Genomic DNA, 18,063 nt, shown 5'->3' on the forward strand with positions numbered 1-18,063 from the left:
GCGCTGGTCCTTACTTGGTCGCCAGCCAGTAGGCGGCGGCGTCGATGGCGCCGCCAGTGTAGAAGTCCTTCACCGTCGAACGGATGCCGGTCTGACGCGCCTGCTGGAACATCAGGATGAAGGGCGAGGTTTCGCGGTGCTTCTTCTCGATCTCTTCATACATGGCCTTGCGCTTGTCGGGGTCGCGCTCCATCACGGCGGCCTGGCTCATCTTGGTCAGCTCGCCCGGGTCATAGGCGTTGCGCCAGGCGAGGTAGCCGGTGTTCTTGTCCTCGTCCTTGTTGCCGGGGTTCTCGGCGAAGGTCGAAGAGTTGGTGTTCGGGTCGGGATAGTCCGGGCCCCAGGTCTGCAGCGTGCCGTCATGCTGGCGGGCGCGGTATTCCTTGAGCTGCTCGGCACCTTCGCCGACCTTCAGCTCCACCGTGATGCCGGCCTGGCCGAAGGTGTTCTGGATCGACTGGGCCACGTCCATCCGGTCGGCCGAGTTGCGCACCGAGAGGGTGACCTTCGGGTCCTTGATGCCGGATTCCTTGACCAGTTCCTTGGCCTTCTCGATGTCGAGCTTGTAGGGCAGGTCATCCAGCGCGCCGAGATAGCCCTGCGGCAGGAAGCTTTGATGCGGGATCACGGCGCCCTTCATGATCGTGTCGGCCATGCCCTGGTAGTCGATCGCCCAGCGCATCGCGTCGAGGAACTTGGCGTTCTTGTAATTCTCGTTCTTCTGGTTGAAGGCGAGGTAATAGACTTGGCCGCCCACGTCGGACTGGATCATCACGTCCTTGTTGCCCGCCATGCCGGCGACATCGGTCGGCGTCAGGGTGCGGGCAATGTCCACGTCACCCTTTTCCAGCTGCAGACGTTCGGTCGCGGCTTCGGGGATGTGCTGGATGAAGACGTTCTTGATCTTGGCATCGCCGCGCCAGTAACCCGGGCGCGCCTCGAGGATCATGCCCTCGTTCGGCTTGAAGGACTTGAGCACATAGGCCCCGGTCCCGGCCGAGTTGCTCTTCAGCCATTCGTTGCCCATGTCGCCGTTCACGTCATGCGCCTTGACGGTGTCCATGTCGACGATCGAGGCCACGCCCGCCGTCAGGCAGTTGTAGAGGAAGGTCGGCGCGAAGGGCTTGTCGACCTTGAGGGTCAGCGTGTCGCCCTTGCCCGAGATCATGCTGTCGACATTCTCCGCCGTCCAGCCGAACTGGTTGAGGATGAAGGCCGGGGTCTTGTTGACCTTGATGGCGCGCTGCAGCGAATAGGCCGCGGCCTCGGCGGTCACCGGGTTGCCCGAGGCGAAGGTGATGCCGGGCTTCATCTTGAACGTATAGGTCACGCCATCATCGGCAACCGACCAGCTTTCGGCCAGGCCCGGCTCCATCTGAAGCGTGGCGGGGTTGATCTCGACGAGGCCGTCATAGGTGTTGTTGACCATGTCGAGGCCGGAGAATTCATAGGCCTCCGCCGGGTCAAGGGAGACGATGTCGTCAATGGCCGAGGCGATGACCAGCGTATCCGCCGGCGTCGCCGCCATCAGCGCCGCGGGGGCCGCACCCAGAAGCAAGGCCGCCAGCGTGGCCGCACCGGCCTTGCGGGCGAAGGGAAGAAAGGACATGTGGAACTCCCTGTTATTGTTAAACTTTATTCAGGTTGCCGGGGCTTCGTGCTGAGTCCCGGTTCAATCCTTGACCGATTGGGCAACTTTCGCGCTTGCTTGTCAACTCTTGCCCGACCCGATCTGTCGGCAGCCCTGCCCAAGGCTTGCGCAACTGCCTCCGGCTTGGGCAGGCGTTGGCCTCAGCTTTCGGCATAGAGGTCGGTGGCATGGACCATCGCCGCGGCAATCCCCGGCTCGACCCCGGTATGGCCGGCATCCGGCACGATGATCAGATCGGCCTCGGGCCAGACGGCGGCGAGGTCGACGGCGTTCTTGACCGGGGTGCACAGATCGTAACGGCCGTGGATGATGGTGCCGGGGATGCCCCGCAGGCGCCTGGCATTGGCGAGGATCCAGCCATCCTCTGCGAAAAACCCCTTGTGGGTGAAATAGTGGTTCTCGATCCGGGCGAAGGCCAGGGCGTAATGGTCGCGGTCCCAGGCCTTTTCACGCTCTGCATCGGGCAAGAGCGACAGGCAGCGCGCCTCCCAGAGGGTCCAGGCCCGGGCGGCCTCGGCGCGCAGGTCATTGGCGGGGCCGGTCAGGATGCGGCGGTAGGCCGCCACCATCGCGCCGCGCTCGGCGGCAGGGATCGGCGCCTGGTAGGCGGCGAAGGCCTCGGGCATCAGGAAACTGGCGCCGCCCGTCTCGTAGAACCAGTCGATTTCCTCCTGCCGGATCATGAAGATACCGCGCAGCACCAGTTCGGCCACCCGCTCGGGATGGGTGATGGCATAGGTCAGCGCCAGGGTGGAGCCCCAGGAGCCGCCCGCCACCTGCCAGCGCTCGATCCCGAGGTAGCGGCGCAGCGCCTCGATATCGGCGACCAGATCCCAGGTCGTGTTCTCCTCCAGGCTGGCGAAGGGGGTGGATTTGCCGCAACCGCGCTGGTCGGCCAGGATGATCCGGTAGCGCGAAGGATCATGGCCCTGGCGCAGAAAGCCCGAAATCCCGCCGCCCGGCCCGCCATGCAGCACCACGACCGGCTTGCCCTGCGGGTTGCCGCATTCCTCGAAATGGATCTCGTGCAGGTCCGAAACCTGCAGCCTGCCGGTGCGGTAAGGCTCGGTCGGCGGGTAAAGCGGCCGGCGCGGGGTCAGGGTCTCGGTCATGGGCGGGCTCCTTTCCTGCCAGCATTTGCCGAGACGGGCACAACCGCAAGCCCCTTCATCCAGATCCAAATATCCATCTTTGCACCCTCCGGCCTTGTTGCCGCGCCGGCAATCTCTATCATGCCGCCCGATGGAGGATGCCATGACCCAACTCGCCCTTGTCACCGCCGGAAACAGCGCCATCGGGCGGCATCTGGTGCTTGGTCTGGCCGCCACCGGCCATGACGTGGCCTTCACCCATCTCGGCGCCGCCGCGGATGCCGCGGCGCTGGTGGCCGAGGTCGAGGCCCGGGGCGGCCGCGCGCTCGGCATCGAAAGCAATGCGGGTGACGAGGCGCAGGTGCTGGATTTCCACGCCCATGCCGCCGACTGGGCCGGGGTGGCGCCGCGGGTTCTGGTCAACAATGCCGGCATCCAGACCTGGTCGAGCCTGCTGGACCTCGAGGTTGCCGCCTGGGACCGGGTGATGGCCACCAACCTGCGCGGCACGTTCCTCAACACCCGCACCGCCGCCCGCGCCATGCAGGCGGCCGGTCACGGCGGGTCGATCGTCACCCTCGGCTCGGGCTGCAACAAGCTCGCCTTCCCGAAACTGGTCGATTACACCGCTTCCAAAGGCGGGATCGAGCAGTTCACCAAGGTCGCAGCCACCGAGCTTGGCCCCCACGGCATCCGCGTCAACTGCATCGCCCCCGGCGCCATCGCCACCGAACGCACCGCGTCCGAGGCGGGGGATTACGCCGCGACCTGGAGCCCGATCACGCCCCTCCGCCGCATCGGCACGCCGCAGGATCTGGTGGGACCGATGCTGTTCCTGATCTCCGACGCCGCCTCTTTCATCACCGGCCAGACCCTCTATGTCGACGGCGGCGTCTTCTCCCAGGCGCCCTGGCCCTATCCGACCTGAGGCCGGAGGCTGCAATGATCCTCGCCCTGCATCACATCCAGATCGTCATGCCCAAGGGCGGCGAGGCCGAGGCGCGGCGGTTTTACGGCGGCGTCCTCGGCCTGCCCGAGGTGGAAAAGCCCGAACCCCTGCGCGCCCGCGGCGGCGTCTGGTTCGAAACCCCGACCACCGGCATCCACATCGGGGTGGAGGAGCCCTTCGTCGCGGCCCGAAAGGCGCATCCGGCCTTTCAGGTCGCCTCCCTGACCGCGGCGATCCAGCGGATGGAGGCGCAGGGCGTCGCCTACCGCCGCGACATCGACCTGCCCGGCATCCAGCGCATCTATATCAGCGACCCTTTCGGCAACCGGATCGAGCTTCTGGAACGGGTCGCGTGAGGCCCGCTTAGGCGCGGCCTAGCCAAGGCTTAGGTACAAACACCTTGCGCTGCCGCCCATCTGTCCTATCGTAACTTAACCCCCGGACCTGCCCGCAGAGGTCCGCACGCCAGCCCCTGTGAGGCCCGCCATGACCCGTCACGATTCCACCCTGACGCCCGCCGAGGAACTGCACGCCAATGTCTCGGTGCCCTTCGAGCGCGCCTTTGCGATGCCGAAATCGGTCTATACCTCGCCCGAGTTTGCCGCGGCCGAGGTGGAGCATATCTTCGCCCGCGACTGGCTTTGCGCCGGTCGTGCCGATGCCCTGAAAGAGCCGGGCGATTACCTGACCATGACCATCGCGGGCGAGCCGGTGATCATCCTGCGCGACCGCGAGGGCGCCTTGCGCGGCATGTCCAATGTCTGCCGCCACCGGATGTCGACCCTGCTGGAGGGGCGCGGCCATGTCCGCTCCATCGTCTGCCCCTATCACGCCTGGACCTACAACCTCGACGGCACCCTGCGCGGCGCGCCCGCGATGGCCGCCAATGAAGAGTTCTGCAAGGAAGCGATCCGGCTGCCCGCGATCCGGGTCGAAAACTGGCTCGGCTGGATCATGGTCACGCTGAACCCCGAGGCGCCCTCGCCCTCCGAGGCGCTGGCCGATGTCGAAAAGCTGGTCGGCTATCTGGACATGGGGTCCTACACCGAGACCTTCCGCGAGACCTTCCGCTGGGCCACCAACTGGAAGGTCCTGGCCGAGAATTTCATGGAAAGCTATCACCTGCCGGTCTGCCATTCCGGCACGATCGGCGGCTCGGTCGACCTGATGAAGATGACCTGCCCTGAGGGGACGCTGGCCTTCAACTACCACTGGATCGTCAAGAACGACACGGTGCCTTTGTCGCTGGCCCATCCCTCCAACACGACGCTTCAGGGCGACGAGCGGCGGATCACCTGGCTTCTGGCGATCTACCCCTCGCTGATGATCACCCTGACGCCGGGCTATTTCTGGTACCTCGCGCTGACGCCGGACGGGCCGGGCCATGTCAACGTGCTCTATGGTGGCGGGATGAGTGCGGACTGGATGGCCGATCCGGCGGCGGCGGCCAATCTCGAGAAGGTCAAGGCCCTGCTGGACGATGTGAACGTCGAGGACAAGGGCTGCGTCGAGAAGGTCTATCGCGGGCTGGTGGCGGGCCTGTCGGCGCCGGGGCCCTTGAGCCATCTGGAACGGCCGAACTTCGAATTCGCGCAATATATCGCCTCGCGGATGCCCAAGGCCTGACCCCGGGGCTTGACGCGGCAAGGCTGAGGCTTAGGTCTGGCGCATGAAAAACGCCCTGATCATCAGCCACGGCCAACCCTCTGACCCCGACCCGGCCGAGGCGGCGCTGGCCGCCCTCGCCGCCGCCGTGCAAAGCCATCTGCCCGGCTGGCGCGTCGGCTCTGCCACGCTTGCCAAGCCGGGTGCCTTGGCGGCGGCGGTGGCGGGGCGCGCTTCCGGCGTGGTCTATCCGATGTTCATTGCCGGCGGCTGGTTCCCCAAGACCGAACTGCCGCGCCGGATGGCCGAGGTCGGGGCCGGCGGCTGGACCCATCTCGCCCCCTTCGGCCTTGATGCGCAGGTGCAGGACCTGGCCCTAACGCTCGCGACCGAGGCCACCGCACGCCTTGGCCTGTCCCCGCAGCAGACCGAAATCCTGCTCGCCGCCCACGGCTCCTTCCGCAGCCCCGCGCCGTCAGAGGTGGCCAATGCGATGGCGGCCCGGCTGAAAGCCGCAGGCTTCGCCCGGGCCGAGGCCTATTTCATCGACCAGGAGCCGCGCATCGCCACGGCCCGGGGCTTTGGTGCGGAGGCGCTCTGCCTGCCGTTCTTTGCCGCCGAAGGCGGCCATGTCACCGATGACCTGCCCGCGGCCCTCACTGAAGCCGGTTTCGCCGGCACGGTCCTGCCACCGCTCGGCCTTGACCCACGGGTTCCCGCCCTGATCGCTGCCGCCTTCCTGACCTGAGGCGGTAGGATGGGCAATCTGCCCATCTTCCGGAACCGGTCAGACGGAATGCAGGTAGAGGTCGAAGTCCACTTCGGACACTTTCCGCGCCACCCGCGCATATTCCGCGCCGATCACGGCGGTGAAGGTGCGGTGCAGATCCTCGCCCAGAGCCTCCTTCAAGAAGGCCGAAGCCTTGGCCGCCTCGAGGGCCGAGCGCCAGTCAGGCGGGATCGCCGGGGCGTCGGCGCCATTGGCATAGCCGTCGCCGGTCGTCTCGGGGCCGGGGTCGATCCGGTGTTTGAGGCCATGGCGGATGCCGGCCAGCACCGTGGCGCCGACGAGGTAGGGATTGGCATCCACCCCCGCCGGGCGATGCTCGATCCGCCGGGCGCGGATATCGCCTGCGGGGATGCGCAGGGCCACGGTGCGGTTGTTCACCCCCCAGGTCGGCGAGACCGGCGCATAGGAGTTGGAGGCAAAGCGCCGCCAGGAATTGGCATGGGGGGCGAAGACCAGCATCGTCTCGCCCATCGTCGCCCGCAGACCGCCGATCGCATGGCGGATCGTGTCGGACCATTGACCCTCCACCGCCTCGACAAAGACGTTGAGGCCGTTCTCATCCTGCAGGGAGACGTGGAAATGCATGCCCGAGCCGGCATAGTCCTCGTTCGGCTTGGCCATGAAACAGGCGGTCACGCCATGCGCCCGCGCGTTCATCCGCACGATCCGCTTCAGCCGCATCAGGTCATCCGCCGCCTGCACCACATTGGCGCGGTAATGCAGCGTCATCTCGTATTGCCCGGGCGCAAATTCCGAGATCAGCGTCTCGGCCTTGATCCCGATCAGCTCCGCCGCCTTGTAGATGTCGTTGAAGAGCGGCAGCATCCCATGCAGCTTGTCGACCGAATAGACGTCGGTCTTGCTCGACGCCCGCCCATCCAGCACATCGCGCGCCGGCACCATCTTGCCATCGGGGCCGCGCTGGTTTTCCAGCAGGAAGAACTCCAGCTCGAAAGCCCCCGCCGGATGCAGCCCCTCGCTGGCCAGCGCATCGACCTGGGCCTGCAGCGCGTGGCGCGGGTCCGAGGTCATCGGCGTGCCGTCAAGCTCGTAAAGGCTCATCAGAACCTCGCCCCGCGGCGGTTCGGTCTTGTAGAGCGGTTTCAGCGTGCCGGGGATCGGCCAGGCGCGGCGGTCGCCGTCGCCGTGGTCCCAGATCAGCCCGGTCTCGTGGACATCCTCGCCGCAGATGTCGAGGCCAAGGATCGAGATCGGCAACAGCCGGCCGTTCTTGTAAAAGGCCAAAAGCTCGTGGCGGCGGATGATCTTTCCGCGGCCGATGCCGTTGGAATCGTGCATGACGATATCGAAGGCCTCGATCTCGGGATGGGCGCGCAGGAAGGCTTCGGCTTCGTCGATCGTGGAACCGGAGGGGCTTGTCAGGGTCATGTCGGTCTCTTCTCAGGCCGTCAGATGGGTCAGGACTTCGTCGAAGGCGGCGATCAGGTTGTCGACCTGGCGCTTCTTCGTTGCGGGGCTGATCAGCATCATGTTGTGGAAGGGCGCGATCAGGCAGCCCCGGTTCAGCAAGGCGACGTGGAGGGCGGATTCGACCTGCGGCTGATGCGCCAGCGCCGCCTCGGCGCCGTTGCGCAGGGGGCCGGGGGCGCAGATGAACTCGACCCGAGCGCCGACGCGGATCGCATGCCAGGGCAGGCCATGCGCCTCGATCACCGAAGACAGGCCGGAGACGAGGCGCTGGGCCAGGTCTTCCATATGGGCATAGGCTTCGGGTGTCATCACCTGAGCCAGGGTGGCGCGCAGGCAGGCGAATTGCATCGGGTTGGCCGACAGCGTGGTGCCCATGCCGGAATGGCCGGGGGCGCGATTGGCATTGGCGGTCAGGTAGCGGTCAGCCACCACCTCCGACAGGCCCCAGACGGCGGTGGGCATGCCGCCCGCCACGCATTTGCCGACGACAAAGATATCCGGCTCCAGCCCATGCACGCGGGTATAGCCGCCGTAACCCGATGAAATCGTGTGGGTTTCGTCGATGATCAGCAAGGCGCCATATTGGCTGGCGAGCCTGCGCAGGCCCGCATGGAAGCCCGGTTCCGGCAGGACCATGCAGGAATTGGTCATCACAGGCTCGGTCAGGATCGCGGCAATATCACCCTGGGCGAGGGCGGCTTCGACGCCCGCGAGGTCGTTGAACTCGCAGCAGGTGGCGAATTGCGGCAGGTCGACCACCTGGCCCAGCAGGCCGGGGCGGGTGACGGTGCGGCCGTTCTCGAGGGTGACGAAGGTCTCGTCCACCGTGCCGTGATAGCAGCCGTTGAAGACCAGAACCTTGGGCCGCCCGGTCACCGCCCGGGCCACGCGCAGGGAAAAGCGGTTGGCGTCGGTGGCGGTGGTGGCGATCTGCCAGCGGAAGGGGCCGAAGACCTCGGTCAGCAGGCGCCCGGCCTCCAGCGCGTCCTCGGTGGGCAGCATATAGGTCAGCCCCTTGCGCGCCTGGCGGCGGATCGCCTTGGCCACGGGCTTCGGCGAATGGCCGAACATCGAGCCGGTGTCGCCGAGGCAGAAATCATCGGTGTGATAACCGTCGATATCGGTCAGGGTGGCGCCCTCGGCCTCGGCCACCACGGGCAGATGCGGCATCGGCCAGTCTTTCATCCAGTGCAGCGGCACGCCGTCGAGATAGCTGGAGGCACCTGCCGCCATCGCCCGGGCCGAGCTGGGCCGCATCGCGGAAAAGCGGCGCGCCTCGCGCTGGGCGAGGTCGGTCAGCCGGTCGAGGCTGATCCCGGCGATGGTTTTCGAATGGGGCATGGCGGGCTCCTGTGGCTGCTGTGTCCTTATGCCCGCAGATTTGATCAAATGGAAGTGTCGTGGCGGGGAAGGCTTTATGGCAAAAGGAAAGGGCGGCTCCTGAAGGTGTCAGAGGAACACCAGAGCCGCCCCGAACCGAACCGTCCCGACCGGGAACCCCCGGGCCGCTTCACGGACGCGGTGCCTTTAGGGTTGCCCCCGAAGGTCTTACCTCAACGTCCCTGCATGGCGCGGCAGGACCATCCCCTGTGTCATGCCTGATCCGCAGGCGCTTGTCAAAAATTGATCGCAATTCCAACAAGGCTGCGACACGATTCCAAAGGGGGCCCGGGCATTGGTGCCGGGGCAAGGTCAATCGCCGTGGCGCGGGTGCGGGCAGGTCCGAATCGCGCGGGACGGGTGCTGAAAAAACCGGCGGGATGAAAAAAGGGGCCGGATGATCCGGCCCCAGGGTCTTGCTACCGCACTTGGGAGAGGTTCGGTTCAGTGGGCCGCCATGGCCGTGGTCCGGCGGACCGATGGCAGGGCGGCGGGTTTTTGCACGGCGGCGGGGCGGCGGCGGGTGCCGCGCTGCCAGGGCAGAAGGGCTTGCGGTGCGAGGCTGGCGGCGAGGACGGATGTCAGCCAGCGGCGTTCGATTTTCATGGCTTGTCTCCTTTGGTTGGTGCCAGCGCGACCGGGTTGAGGACAATGTGCCCCGCCATTGCGGCATGGTTTTGGCAGGACATTCTCGGTGGCATGGCTTTCAGAGGCGCGGCGGGTTGCGGCACCTTGGAAGCCTTCTTCGCCCAAGCCTTTGTAACGGAATGAAAATTGCCGGAAGGCCCCGCAGCCCCCTCCGGGATTGTGGCGCGCTTTGGCCCGATTGCGGGCAAAAGCGCCGCGCTAGAGCCGGATGACCGAGATCAGCCGCCCGTAATCGGCCTCGCGGGCATGGGTGGTGCGGCGGAAGGAATAGAATCGCTCGGGGTCGCGGTAGGTGCAGTGGCGGTTCCACTCGGCATGACCGACGCCCGCCGCGCGCAGGCGGTGGAGGCCATAGCCCGGCAGATCGAAGAGCATCCGGTCGCCCTGACCGTTGATGAAGAAGCGCGCGGTGGCGGGGTCGTCGTCGGTGAAGGCCTCGAAGAACTCGGGCCCGACCTCATAGGCGGCCTGGCTGATCGTCGGGCCGATGACGGCGGTGATATCCTCGCGCTTTGCGCCGAGGGCGACCATCGCGTCCACGGTGGCCTCCAGCACGCCATCGCGGGCGCCGCGCCAGCCGGCATGGGCGGCGCCGATCACCCGCGCCTTGGGGTCGGCGAAGAGCACGGGCTGGCAATCGGCGGTCAAGATGCCAAGGCCGATGCCCGGCGTTGCGGTGACCATGCCGTCGGCCTCGGGCCGGCCGGTGGGCGGCTCGGTCAGGGTGACGACCTTGGTGGAATGGGTCTGCTTGAGGCTGACCAACGCCTCGGGGGCGAGGTCCAGCGCCGCCGCGACGCGGGCCCGGTTGATCGAGACGGCTTCGGAGAGGTCCGTCGACCCCGGCCCGCAGTTCAGCCCGTAGAAGATGCCCGACGAGGCCCCGCCCTTCCGGGTGAAGAAGCCGTGGCGCAGCGGGATCGCATCAGAGGTCAGGATTTCCAGCATCAGGCACTTCCGGGTGGTGGGGGGTAAGCGGCGGGGTGAAGGCCAAGAACCTTGAACAAGCTTCCCATTTCCGTGGCCGCGGTCAAGCGGTGCGTGGCGGCCAAATGCGATTGCAGGCCGGCGCCGGACAGGTTTTGCGCCAGGCGGGCCGATCGCTGGGCGATGCCAAGCGCGGTCAGCAGGGCACCTTGCGTCGTATAGGCGCTGGCGGCGGGGGCCGCGGCGCGGGCCAGCGCCTCGAAATCGACATGGGCGGTCAGGTCGGCGGCACCGGGCGTCGCGAAGGGATCGACGGGGTGATGGGCTTGCAAGGCCTGGAACGTATCGCCGAGCGAGTGCCAATCGCCATAGTCGATGATCAGTGCGGCGCCCTGGTCCGCGATGCGCTGGCCGATCGCCGCCATGATCGCGGGGGCCTCGGGGCAGATCTCGACGATCTGGCCGGGTTCGGTATCGCCCAGGCGATGGCTGAGGGCGGCGACGGGCAGGAGCGGGCCGAGGCCGAGGCCAAGCTCGCCCCCGCGCAGGCCCACCAGCCTTTCGCGCCAGCCCGCGCCGTCACGCTGGAACTGGCGGATCGGCAGGGCGTCGAAGAACTCGTTGGCGACAAGGAACAGGGGCAGGTCGGGCAGATCCTCGACCCGGTCGGCCCAGGTGGGGCTGTAGGCGGCCAGGGTCGCGGCCTGCACGGCGCGCAGGCGGGGCGAGGCTTCGACTAGCGTCAGGCGCATCGCCGCGTGAAAGCCGGGCACCCCGCGCGTCGCGCGCAGAAGATCGGCCATCAGCGTGCCGCGCCCGGGGCCAAGCTCGGCCAGGGTGAAGGGCGAAGGCGCGCCCTGATCCAGCCAGCTTTGCGCCAGCGACAGGCCCAGAAGCTCGCCGAACATCTGCGAGATTTCCGGCGCCGTGGTGAAATCGCCCGAAGCGCCGAAGGGCTCGCGCGTGGTGTAATAGCCGTGTTTCGGATGCAGCAGGCATTCGGTCATGTAATCGGCCAGGGTGATCGGGCCATTGGCGCGGATCCGCCCTGCGATCAGGTCGGCCAGCGTGGTCATGCGGGCCTGGCAGGCTTGGCGGTCAGGAAGAAGTACAGCCCGACCGCGATCATCGGCAGCGACAGGGCCTGGCCCTGGGTCAGGCCCCAGCCGTGGATCTGCCAGGCGAGGCCGAGCGGGTTGCCCTCGGTCACAAATTGCGCATCGGGCTGGCGGACGAATTCGACGAGGAAGCGCGCGAGGCCATAGCCCGCGATGAACATGCCCATGACGCGGCCCGGCCGCGCCAGCCAGCCGCCGCGCCAGACTGCCCAAAGCACCAGCGATCCCAGCAGGACGCCCTCCAGCAAGGCCTCGTAGATCTGGCTCGGGTGGCGGGCGCAGACGGTCAGCACGCCGGGGCAAAGCTGGGCCGCATCGCCCGGGAAAGCCACGCCCCAGGGCAGGTCGGTCGGCCTTCCCCAAAGCTCGGCATTGACGAAATTGGCCAGCCGGCCAAGGCCAAGCCCGATCGGCGCCACCGAGGCGAAGAGGTCGCCCGTGGTCAGGGCCGAGATCTTCTCGCGCTTGCAGAAGATCAGCCCGGCCACGATCACGCCCAGAAACCCGCCGTGAAAGGACATGCCGCCCTCCCAGACCCGCAGGATCTGCGACGGGTCGTTCATGTAGAAACCCGGCTGATAGAACAGCACATAGCCCAGCCTGCCGCCGAGGATCACGCCGAGGATGACCCAGGTCAGCAGACGCTCCAGCTGATCCTCGCGCATCGGTTGCGTGGTCCAGAGCCGCGGGCTGCGCAGGACCTGGCGGATCAGCCACCAGCCGGCCAGAAGCCCCACGATATAGGCCAGCGCATACCAGCGCAGCGAGAAGCTGTGGCCCGCGAGGCTGATCGTGAAGATCTCGGGCGAGACGGGCGGGAAGGGGATATAGGACATGCGGCCTCGGGCTTTGGGTGCGGGGGTTTTCCGCCCCATGCGGGGTGAAGTCAACCACCGCCGCCCTTGCGGGCCTGTCCCCGCCCGGCCATATAGGATGAAACGACCCGCCCGGCGCGACAGGGCAGAACCAAAGGACGACCGACATGCAGCCTGGCAACAAGTTCTTCGATGACATGGGCAAGCTGATGACCAACGCCATGGGCGTGGCGCAGGGGGCCAAGACCGAGATGGAAACCGCGATGAAGTCGTTCTTCGACCGCTGGATGGCCGACCGCGATTTCGTCACGCGTGAGGAGTTCGACGCCGTCCGCGCGATGGCGCAGAAGGCCCGCGAGGAAAATATCGCGCTTGAGGCGCGTCTTGCGGCGCTCGAGGCCAAATCCAAGGCCTGAATGATCGCAAAAGTGAAAAGAGGGGCCCGCGGATGTGCGGGCCCCTCTTTCATTCGCCCCCTTGGGGGAGGGGGTGAAACGGGCGGCGGGGGGGACTGATCCCGTCAGCCCGGAGGCGGGAAGAAGGCAAAGCCGCGGTTCGGGTCGGGGTTCTGCATCGGATCGGCGCCGACCCTGGTCAGAAGCTCGTCGCGCAGGGCAAAGCCCAGGGGCCAGGGGCCGAAACCCGATTCGATGTTCACATGGCCCGCCAGACCCAGATCAACAAATCGTGCTTGCCAGAGCCCGGCCAGGGCGCGGGAACGGCTGAGGCTCATCCAGGGGTCGTTCTGGCTGGCGGCGACCGTGACCGGGCGGGTCAGGGGCCGTTCGGGCAGGGGGGTGAAGGGCTTGGCGCGCGGATGGCTCGCGTCCTCGGCCGGGGCGACCAGCAGGGCCGCCTTCACATCGAGATGCGGCCATTGGGTCAGGACCCGGGCGATCAGCACCGCGCCGAGGCTGTGGCCGACCAGGGTGGCGCCGGGATGGTCGAGGATGGCCGAGACCAGTTCAACCTCCCAGGCGGCGGGCACCGGGTTGTGCAACTCGGTCAGGTGGACCGGCTGGGCGGTCGGGTCATTGTCGAGCCACCATTGCTGCCAATGCCCCTCGCGGGAGCCGTCGAGGCCGGGGATGATGAGGGTGGTCATGCGCAGGCCTCCTGAACGGGGCGGTGGGGATGGGCGGGGCGAAGCGGATGGGGCAGCAACCTGCCGTGGACCTTCGAGGTTGCGGGCAGGACAGCGCCAGGATGATCAGCGCGATGCCGGGGCGGGATCAGGCGGGTCTGTGGCGGGATTCGGGTCATGCGGGCCTCCATGGTCAAAAGCTAGCGCAGTCTTTTCTTAATGTCTAGCGATAAAGTCGTGTATTGGAATCCGCATCGCAGACCCCTTCGGCGCGGGTCGCGACGATCGTGAAATACCGCGCCGCTTTCTTCCGCTAGCCTTGGGCAATTGGTGATCGGGGGGGAAGGATCGGGCGGGCGCATGGGTCTGGCCGCCACCCCTGCAGGATCAAAACGCCTTGATGACCACAAAACCGGGCGGCCCGAAGCACGGCCCGCCGCAAACATCTGGAGATTTCCGCATGACTGACCAATCGAAAGGCCCGGCCACTGTTGTCCTCGTGCATGGCGCCTGGGGCGATGCCTCGGGGTGGAGCGGGGTGATCCGGCTCTTGCAGGCCAAGGGCATCGCCGTGATCGCGGTGCAGAACCCGACCACGACCCTGGCCGATGACGCCGAGGCGACGCGGCTGATCCTCGACAAGGTGTCCGGTCCGGTCGTGCTGGCCGGCCACAGCTGGGGCGGCACCGTGATCACCGAGGCGGGCAGCCATCCCAAGGTCAAGGCCCTGGTCTATGTCGCGGCCTTCGCCCCGGATGTGGGCCAGTCCACCGGGGATCAGGTCGCGGCCCACCCGGCGCCGCCCGGTCTGGGCGGGGTGTCGCAGGACGCGGCCGGCCGCTACTGGATGAGCGCGGAAAGCTGGGTGGCCAATGTGGCACAGGATCTGCCCGAGGCCGATGCACGGGTCCTCGCCGCGATCCAGACCCCGCTTGGCGCCGCGACCTTCGGCGACAAGGTCACCAAGGCGGCCTGGAAGGAAAAGCCCAACTGGTACATCCTGTCGCGCAACGACCGCGCGGTCAGCGTGGACCTGCAACATGCGCTGGCCAAGCAACTGAAGGCCCGCACGACCGAGCTTGAGGCGAGCCATATGTCGCTGATCTCGCACCCGCAAATGGTGGCCGCGGTGATCGGCGAGGCGCTGGCCCATGTCGCAGCCCACGCTTAGGAGGGGGGTCAGACCAGCGGTTTGGTGAAGAGGATCCACTCCTGCGCCGCGACCTGCCAGTCGCCCTTGACGACGGGGCGGCGGGCGACCTCGCGGAAGCCCTTGGTCTGGTAGAGGCGCAGCGCCTCGGGATGGGTGTCGGCGGCGATCAGGCTGATCGTTCTGTGGCCCATCCGATGCGCCACATCCTCGGCATGGGCGAGCAGGGCGCTGCCCAGACCCTCGCCGCGGAAGGGCGGATAGGTGGCGAGGACGTTGAGGTACCAGGACCCCGGCGCCAGCGCCTCCAGCTCCAGCAGGGGCACGAAGATCGGCGGGGTGTCGGGGTCGATCGGGGCCGGGGTCTCGTCCGCAGGATAGCCGAGCAGGCAGGCCGCCACCGCGCCCTCCACCTCGACGATCCAGGCGTTGCGGTAGGAAAAGCTGCCCGTCGTGCGCGCCGCGCGTTCCTCGCCATAGGCCCAGGGGTCGCCGTCGGGGCCGACCGATTTCTGCCAGAAATGCAGCGGCAGATCATCCGCCGCCATGTTGATGAAACGCGACAGATGCGCCGCGTCAGAGGCCTTTGCGTCACGGATCAGCATGAACATCCCTTCAATACAATTTTCCGCATCCTGCATAATCCTGCGCGCGCCGCAACAACCCAAGCAGGACTGCGCAAAGCTCTGCTCTTGTCAGGCTGGCGCGCAGGTCCTAGGACGAAGCAAAGCCAAGCAAACCCTGGAAGGATTGACATGAGCGATATGGTTTTCCGATTTCCCGCGCCGGGGCCCGAGCCTCTGCTGACCGATCTTGACGGCTGGACCAAGATCGAAGGCACCCCGACGATGAAGACCTGGGTGCAGCACACCTCGATCGACGGCAGCGTGATCAGCGGCACCTGGGAGGCGACCCCCGGCACCTGGCATGCCAAGTACAAGTTCTACGAATTCGTCCATCTGATCGAGGGTCAGATCACCATCACCCAGGACGGCGCCGCCCCCGTCACCCTGCGCCCGGGCGATGCCTTCGTGGTGGAGCCGGGCTTCTCCGGCACCTGGAAGATCGAGGCGCCGGTCCGCAAGCATTTCTGCATCAAGCTGAAGTAAGCGCGCGGGGGCGGCTGCGAACCGCCCCCCATCAGCCCCCCGCCACCTTGCGGATTCGCACCGGGACGGATTTGTACGATGGTGTGCCACTGTCCGGGTCGTGATGGGCAAGCGGCACCAGCCCGTTCGCCTCGGGGTAATAGGCGCCGACCGAGCCTGCGGCGATGTTGTAGGGCACGGCGGTAAAGCCGCTGAGGCTTCGCCGCTGGCCATCGTCCCAGACCGTCTCGACATCCACGGCGTCGCCGCCCTCGATCCCCAGCGCCGCCAGATCGCCCGCGTTCATGAAGATCACGTCGCGGCGGCCAAAGACCCCGCGGTAGCGGTCATCCATCCCGTAGATCGTGGTATTGTACTGGTCATGGCTGCGCAGGGTGGTCAGGCGCAGGATGGCGGCATCCTGTTCGACCGGGTCCTCGTTCAGGCCGGAAAACAGCAGGAACTCGGCCTTGCCAGAGGCGGTGGGCCAGACCCTTTCGGTCGGCGGCAGGGGCAGGCGGAAGCCGCCGGGCACCCGGATGCGGATGTTGTAATCCTGGAACTCGGGGAAGACATCCTCGATCTTGTCGCGGATCCGGTCGTAATCGGCCACCATCCCGGCCCAGTCGATCCCCGAGCCCGGCAGAGTCGCCATGGCCATGCCGGCGACGATGGCGGGTTCCGACCGCAGATGTTCCGACGCCGGCGGCAGTTTCCCGCGCGAGGCATGGACCATCGACATCGAATCCTCGACCGTCACCGCCTGCGGGCCACTTTCCTGAATGTCGGCCTCGGTCCGCCCGAGGCAGGGCAGGATCAGCGCCTCTTTCCCCACCAGAAGATGCGAGCGGTTGAGCTTGGTCGCAATCGAGACGGTGAGGTCCAGCCCTGCCATCGCGCGGTAGGTCTGGTCGCGGTCGGGCATTGCCACGATGAGGTTGCCGCCGAGCGAGATCAGCACCTTGGCGCTGCCCGCGACGATGGCCTTGACCGCGGACACGGCATCATGGCCATGGGCTTTCGGCGGGGTGAAGCCGAAGGCCGCCTCGATCCTTTGCAACATCGCGGCGCCGGGCTTTTCGGTGATGCCCACCGTGCGGTCGCCCTGCACGTTGGAATGGCCGCGCAGCGGGCAGATCCCGGCGCCCTTCTTGCCGATATTGCCCTTCATCAACAAAAGGTTGGCCATCTGCTGCACATTGGCGGTGCCGGTCCGGTGCTGGGTCAGGCCCATGCCATAGGTGATGATCGTGGCCTTCGACCTGGCATAGGCGAGGCCGACCTGGCGCAGGGCCTCGGCACTCAGGCCGCTCGCCGCCTCGATGGAGGACCATTCGGTGGCCTCCAGATCCGTCTTCAGCGCGTCAAACCCGTTGGTATGGCCCGCGATGAAATCGTGGTCGAGGATGCCGCCCTCCGCATCCTCAACCTCCAGCACCGCCTTCATGATGCCCTTCAGCGCCGCCGCATCGCCGCCGACCTTGACCTGATGGTAGGAGGAGGCGATGTGGGTCGCCCCCAGCGTCGCCATCTCGATCGGGTCCTGCGGGTCGGCGAAGCGTTCCAGCGCGCGTTCGCGCAGGGGGTTGAAGACGACGATCGGCACGCCGCGCCGGGCCACCTCGTGCAGGGTGCCCATCATCCGGGGATGGTTGGTGCCGGGGTTGTGACCCATCGACAGGATCATCTCGCAATCGTCGAAATCCTTCAGCGAGACGGTGCCCTTGCCGATGCCGATGGATTTGGGCAGGCCGACACTGGTCGCCTCGTGGCACATGTTGGAACAGTCGGGGAAGTTGTTGGTGCCATAGGCGCGGGCGAAGATCTGGAACAGGAAGGCCGCTTCATTGGAGGCGCGGCCCGAGGTGTAGAATTCCACGGCATTCGGGTCGGACTGGCTTTGCAGCACCCGGCCGATCAGGGCAAAGGCCTCGTCCCAGCCGATGGCGACATAGCGGTCGCTGGCGCGGTCATAGCGCATCGGATGGGTGATGCGGCCCTCGCCCTCCAGCGCGTGGTCGGTCCAGCCGAGAAGCTCGGTCACGGTATGGGCGGCGAAGAAGTCCGGCGGGACGCGGCGGCGCGTCGCCTCCCAGGTCACGGCCTTGGCGCCGTTCTCGCAGAACTGGAAGGTCGAGGTATGTTCCTTGTCGGGCCAGGCGCAACCGGGGCAGTCAAAGCCGGTCGGCTTGTTGGTCCGCAACAGCGTCAGCCCGGCCTCCGAGGTGTCCATCTGGCCGCGCACCGCCTTGGCCGTGGCCAGAAGGGCGCCCCAGCCGCCGGCGGGGTTGGAATAGGTCTCGATGCCGGGGATCGGTTTTTTCATCATTCTCTCC

At 66.9% G+C, this 18,063-nt stretch carries 18 protein-coding genes; 7 read left to right on the plus strand and 11 right to left on the minus strand.

Annotated elements, in window-relative coordinates; translation table 11 throughout:
- Positions 1–10: 10 nt before the first annotated feature.
- Both AC1DZT_RS07190 and pip read right to left on the minus strand, forming a co-directional pair.
- Complete coding sequence (locus AC1DZT_RS07190) at positions 11–1,609, minus strand: ABC transporter substrate-binding protein (RefSeq protein ID WP_478005939.1); 1,599 nt, start codon at positions 1,607–1,609, stop codon at positions 11–13.
- Between the two features lie 182 nt (positions 1,610–1,791).
- Entirely contained in the window at positions 1,792–2,763 is a 972-nt protein-coding gene (pip, locus tag AC1DZT_RS07195) for a prolyl aminopeptidase (protein WP_478005940.1), read from the minus strand.
- Positions 2,764–2,905: 142 nt separating this feature from the next.
- Here pip and AC1DZT_RS07200 point away from each other — a divergent pair, with 142 nt between their 5' ends.
- From AC1DZT_RS07200 to AC1DZT_RS07215, 4 genes are all read left to right on the plus strand, one after another.
- On the plus strand, positions 2,906–3,670 hold the full coding sequence (locus tag AC1DZT_RS07200) for an SDR family NAD(P)-dependent oxidoreductase (protein ID WP_478005941.1): 765 nt from the start codon (positions 2,906–2,908) through the stop codon (positions 3,668–3,670).
- Positions 3,671–3,684: 14 nt separating this feature from the next.
- Positions 3,685–4,047 carry a VOC family protein gene (locus AC1DZT_RS07205; protein ID WP_478005942.1) on the plus strand — a complete coding sequence of 121 codons (363 nt, stop codon included), beginning with the start codon at positions 3,685–3,687 and terminating at the stop codon, positions 4,045–4,047.
- Between the two features lie 130 nt (positions 4,048–4,177).
- Positions 4,178–5,317, plus strand: a complete 1,140-nt coding sequence (locus AC1DZT_RS07210) for an aromatic ring-hydroxylating oxygenase subunit alpha (RefSeq protein ID WP_478005943.1) — start codon at positions 4,178–4,180, stop codon at positions 5,315–5,317.
- 43 nt (positions 5,318–5,360) lie between these two features.
- Positions 5,361–6,044, plus strand: coding sequence for a sirohydrochlorin chelatase (locus AC1DZT_RS07215; protein ID WP_478005944.1), 684 nt, complete (start codon positions 5,361–5,363; stop codon positions 6,042–6,044).
- A 39-nt stretch (positions 6,045–6,083) separates the two neighbouring features.
- On the opposite strand, the gene AC1DZT_RS07220 is transcribed toward AC1DZT_RS07215, so the two are convergent.
- The 6 genes from AC1DZT_RS07220 to lgt form a co-directional block, all read right to left on the minus strand.
- On the minus strand, positions 6,084–7,475 hold the full coding sequence (locus AC1DZT_RS07220; RefSeq protein ID WP_478005945.1) for a glutamine synthetase family protein: 1,392 nt from the start codon (positions 7,473–7,475) through the stop codon (positions 6,084–6,086).
- Between the two features lie 12 nt (positions 7,476–7,487).
- Entirely contained in the window at positions 7,488–8,858 is a 1,371-nt protein-coding gene (locus AC1DZT_RS07225; RefSeq protein WP_478005946.1) for an aspartate aminotransferase family protein, read from the minus strand.
- A gap of 483 nt (positions 8,859–9,341) precedes the next feature.
- Complete coding sequence (locus tag AC1DZT_RS07230; RefSeq protein ID WP_478005947.1) at positions 9,342–9,503, minus strand: hypothetical protein; 162 nt, start codon at positions 9,501–9,503, stop codon at positions 9,342–9,344.
- Between the two features lie 240 nt (positions 9,504–9,743).
- Positions 9,744–10,496 carry a peptidoglycan editing factor PgeF gene (gene pgeF / locus AC1DZT_RS07235; RefSeq protein WP_478006291.1) on the minus strand — a complete coding sequence of 251 codons (753 nt, stop codon included), beginning with the start codon at positions 10,494–10,496 and terminating at the stop codon, positions 9,744–9,746.
- The gene (locus AC1DZT_RS07240; RefSeq protein ID WP_478005948.1) at positions 10,493–11,548 is read right to left on the minus strand and encodes a class I SAM-dependent methyltransferase; all 1,056 of its coding nucleotides are present in this window, start codon (positions 11,546–11,548) and stop codon (positions 10,493–10,495) included. Before AC1DZT_RS07240 ends, pgeF begins: the two co-directional genes overlap by 4 nt.
- Complete coding sequence (gene lgt, locus AC1DZT_RS07245) at positions 11,545–12,426, minus strand: prolipoprotein diacylglyceryl transferase (protein ID WP_478005949.1); 882 nt, start codon at positions 12,424–12,426, stop codon at positions 11,545–11,547. The genes AC1DZT_RS07240 and lgt overlap by 4 nt, the downstream gene beginning before the upstream one ends.
- Positions 12,427–12,572: 146 nt before the next feature.
- Here lgt and AC1DZT_RS07250 point away from each other — a divergent pair, with 146 nt between their 5' ends.
- Positions 12,573–12,821 (plus strand): accessory factor UbiK family protein, encoded by a 249-nt coding sequence (locus tag AC1DZT_RS07250; RefSeq protein ID WP_478005950.1) that lies wholly within the window; start codon positions 12,573–12,575, stop codon positions 12,819–12,821.
- A 104-nt stretch (positions 12,822–12,925) separates the two neighbouring features.
- On the opposite strand, the gene AC1DZT_RS07255 is transcribed toward AC1DZT_RS07250, so the two are convergent.
- Positions 12,926–13,510: an RBBP9/YdeN family alpha/beta hydrolase gene (locus tag AC1DZT_RS07255; protein ID WP_478005951.1), complete on the minus strand. Its 585-nt coding sequence runs from the start codon at positions 13,508–13,510 to the stop codon at positions 12,926–12,928.
- 439 nt (positions 13,511–13,949) lie between these two features.
- On the opposite strand from AC1DZT_RS07255, the gene AC1DZT_RS07260 reads away from it, so the two are divergent.
- A complete protein-coding gene (locus AC1DZT_RS07260) occupies positions 13,950–14,660 on the plus strand; it encodes an alpha/beta fold hydrolase (RefSeq protein WP_478005952.1) in 711 nt (236 codons plus the stop codon).
- Between the two features lie 8 nt (positions 14,661–14,668).
- Here the strand turns inward: AC1DZT_RS07260 and AC1DZT_RS07265 are convergent, their stop codons facing one another.
- On the minus strand, positions 14,669–15,244 hold the full coding sequence (locus AC1DZT_RS07265) for an N-acetyltransferase family protein (protein WP_478005953.1): 576 nt from the start codon (positions 15,242–15,244) through the stop codon (positions 14,669–14,671).
- 150 nt (positions 15,245–15,394) lie between these two features.
- Here AC1DZT_RS07265 and AC1DZT_RS07270 point away from each other — a divergent pair, with 150 nt between their 5' ends.
- Positions 15,395–15,748: a cupin domain-containing protein gene (locus tag AC1DZT_RS07270; protein ID WP_478005954.1), complete on the plus strand. Its 354-nt coding sequence runs from the start codon at positions 15,395–15,397 to the stop codon at positions 15,746–15,748.
- Positions 15,749–15,779: 31 nt separating this feature from the next.
- On the opposite strand, the gene AC1DZT_RS07275 is transcribed toward AC1DZT_RS07270, so the two are convergent.
- Complete coding sequence (locus tag AC1DZT_RS07275) at positions 15,780–18,053, minus strand: FdhF/YdeP family oxidoreductase (protein ID WP_478005955.1); 2,274 nt, start codon at positions 18,051–18,053, stop codon at positions 15,780–15,782.
- Positions 18,054–18,063: the final 10 nt, after the last annotated feature.

It is taken from the genome of Rhodobacter sp. P1_C2 (assembly GCF_056406375.1).

What these genes read in the sequence shown, in the direction of transcription:
- AC1DZT_RS07190 (WP_478005939.1), bottom strand. Translation starts at nt 1,609, where the DNA reads ATGTCCTTTCTTCCCTTCGCCCGCAAGGCCGGTGCGGCCACGCTGGCG.
- pip (WP_478005940.1), bottom strand. Translation starts at nt 2,763, where the DNA reads ATGACCGAGACCCTGACCCCGCGCCGGCCGCTTTACCCGCCGACCGAG.
- AC1DZT_RS07200 (WP_478005941.1), top strand. Translation starts at nt 2,906, where the DNA reads ATGACCCAACTCGCCCTTGTCACCGCCGGAAACAGCGCCATCGGGCGG.
- AC1DZT_RS07205 (WP_478005942.1), top strand. Translation starts at nt 3,685, where the DNA reads ATGATCCTCGCCCTGCATCACATCCAGATCGTCATGCCCAAGGGCGGC.
- AC1DZT_RS07210 (WP_478005943.1), top strand. Translation starts at nt 4,178, where the DNA reads ATGACCCGTCACGATTCCACCCTGACGCCCGCCGAGGAACTGCACGCC.
- AC1DZT_RS07215 (WP_478005944.1), top strand. Translation starts at nt 5,361, where the DNA reads ATGAAAAACGCCCTGATCATCAGCCACGGCCAACCCTCTGACCCCGAC.
- AC1DZT_RS07220 (WP_478005945.1), bottom strand. Translation starts at nt 7,475, where the DNA reads ATGACCCTGACAAGCCCCTCCGGTTCCACGATCGACGAAGCCGAAGCC.
- AC1DZT_RS07225 (WP_478005946.1), bottom strand. Translation starts at nt 8,858, where the DNA reads ATGCCCCATTCGAAAACCATCGCCGGGATCAGCCTCGACCGGCTGACC.
- AC1DZT_RS07230 (WP_478005947.1), bottom strand. Translation starts at nt 9,503, where the DNA reads ATGAAAATCGAACGCCGCTGGCTGACATCCGTCCTCGCCGCCAGCCTC.
- AC1DZT_RS07240 (WP_478005948.1), bottom strand. Translation starts at nt 11,548, where the DNA reads ATGACCACGCTGGCCGACCTGATCGCAGGGCGGATCCGCGCCAATGGC.
- lgt (WP_478005949.1), bottom strand. Translation starts at nt 12,426, where the DNA reads ATGTCCTATATCCCCTTCCCGCCCGTCTCGCCCGAGATCTTCACGATC.
- AC1DZT_RS07250 (WP_478005950.1), top strand. Translation starts at nt 12,573, where the DNA reads ATGCAGCCTGGCAACAAGTTCTTCGATGACATGGGCAAGCTGATGACC.
- AC1DZT_RS07255 (WP_478005951.1), bottom strand. Translation starts at nt 13,510, where the DNA reads ATGACCACCCTCATCATCCCCGGCCTCGACGGCTCCCGCGAGGGGCAT.
- AC1DZT_RS07260 (WP_478005952.1), top strand. Translation starts at nt 13,950, where the DNA reads ATGACTGACCAATCGAAAGGCCCGGCCACTGTTGTCCTCGTGCATGGC.
- AC1DZT_RS07265 (WP_478005953.1), bottom strand. Translation starts at nt 15,244, where the DNA reads ATGCTGATCCGTGACGCAAAGGCCTCTGACGCGGCGCATCTGTCGCGT.
- AC1DZT_RS07270 (WP_478005954.1), top strand. Translation starts at nt 15,395, where the DNA reads ATGAGCGATATGGTTTTCCGATTTCCCGCGCCGGGGCCCGAGCCTCTG.
- AC1DZT_RS07275 (WP_478005955.1), bottom strand. Translation starts at nt 18,053, where the DNA reads ATGAAAAAACCGATCCCCGGCATCGAGACCTATTCCAACCCCGCCGGC.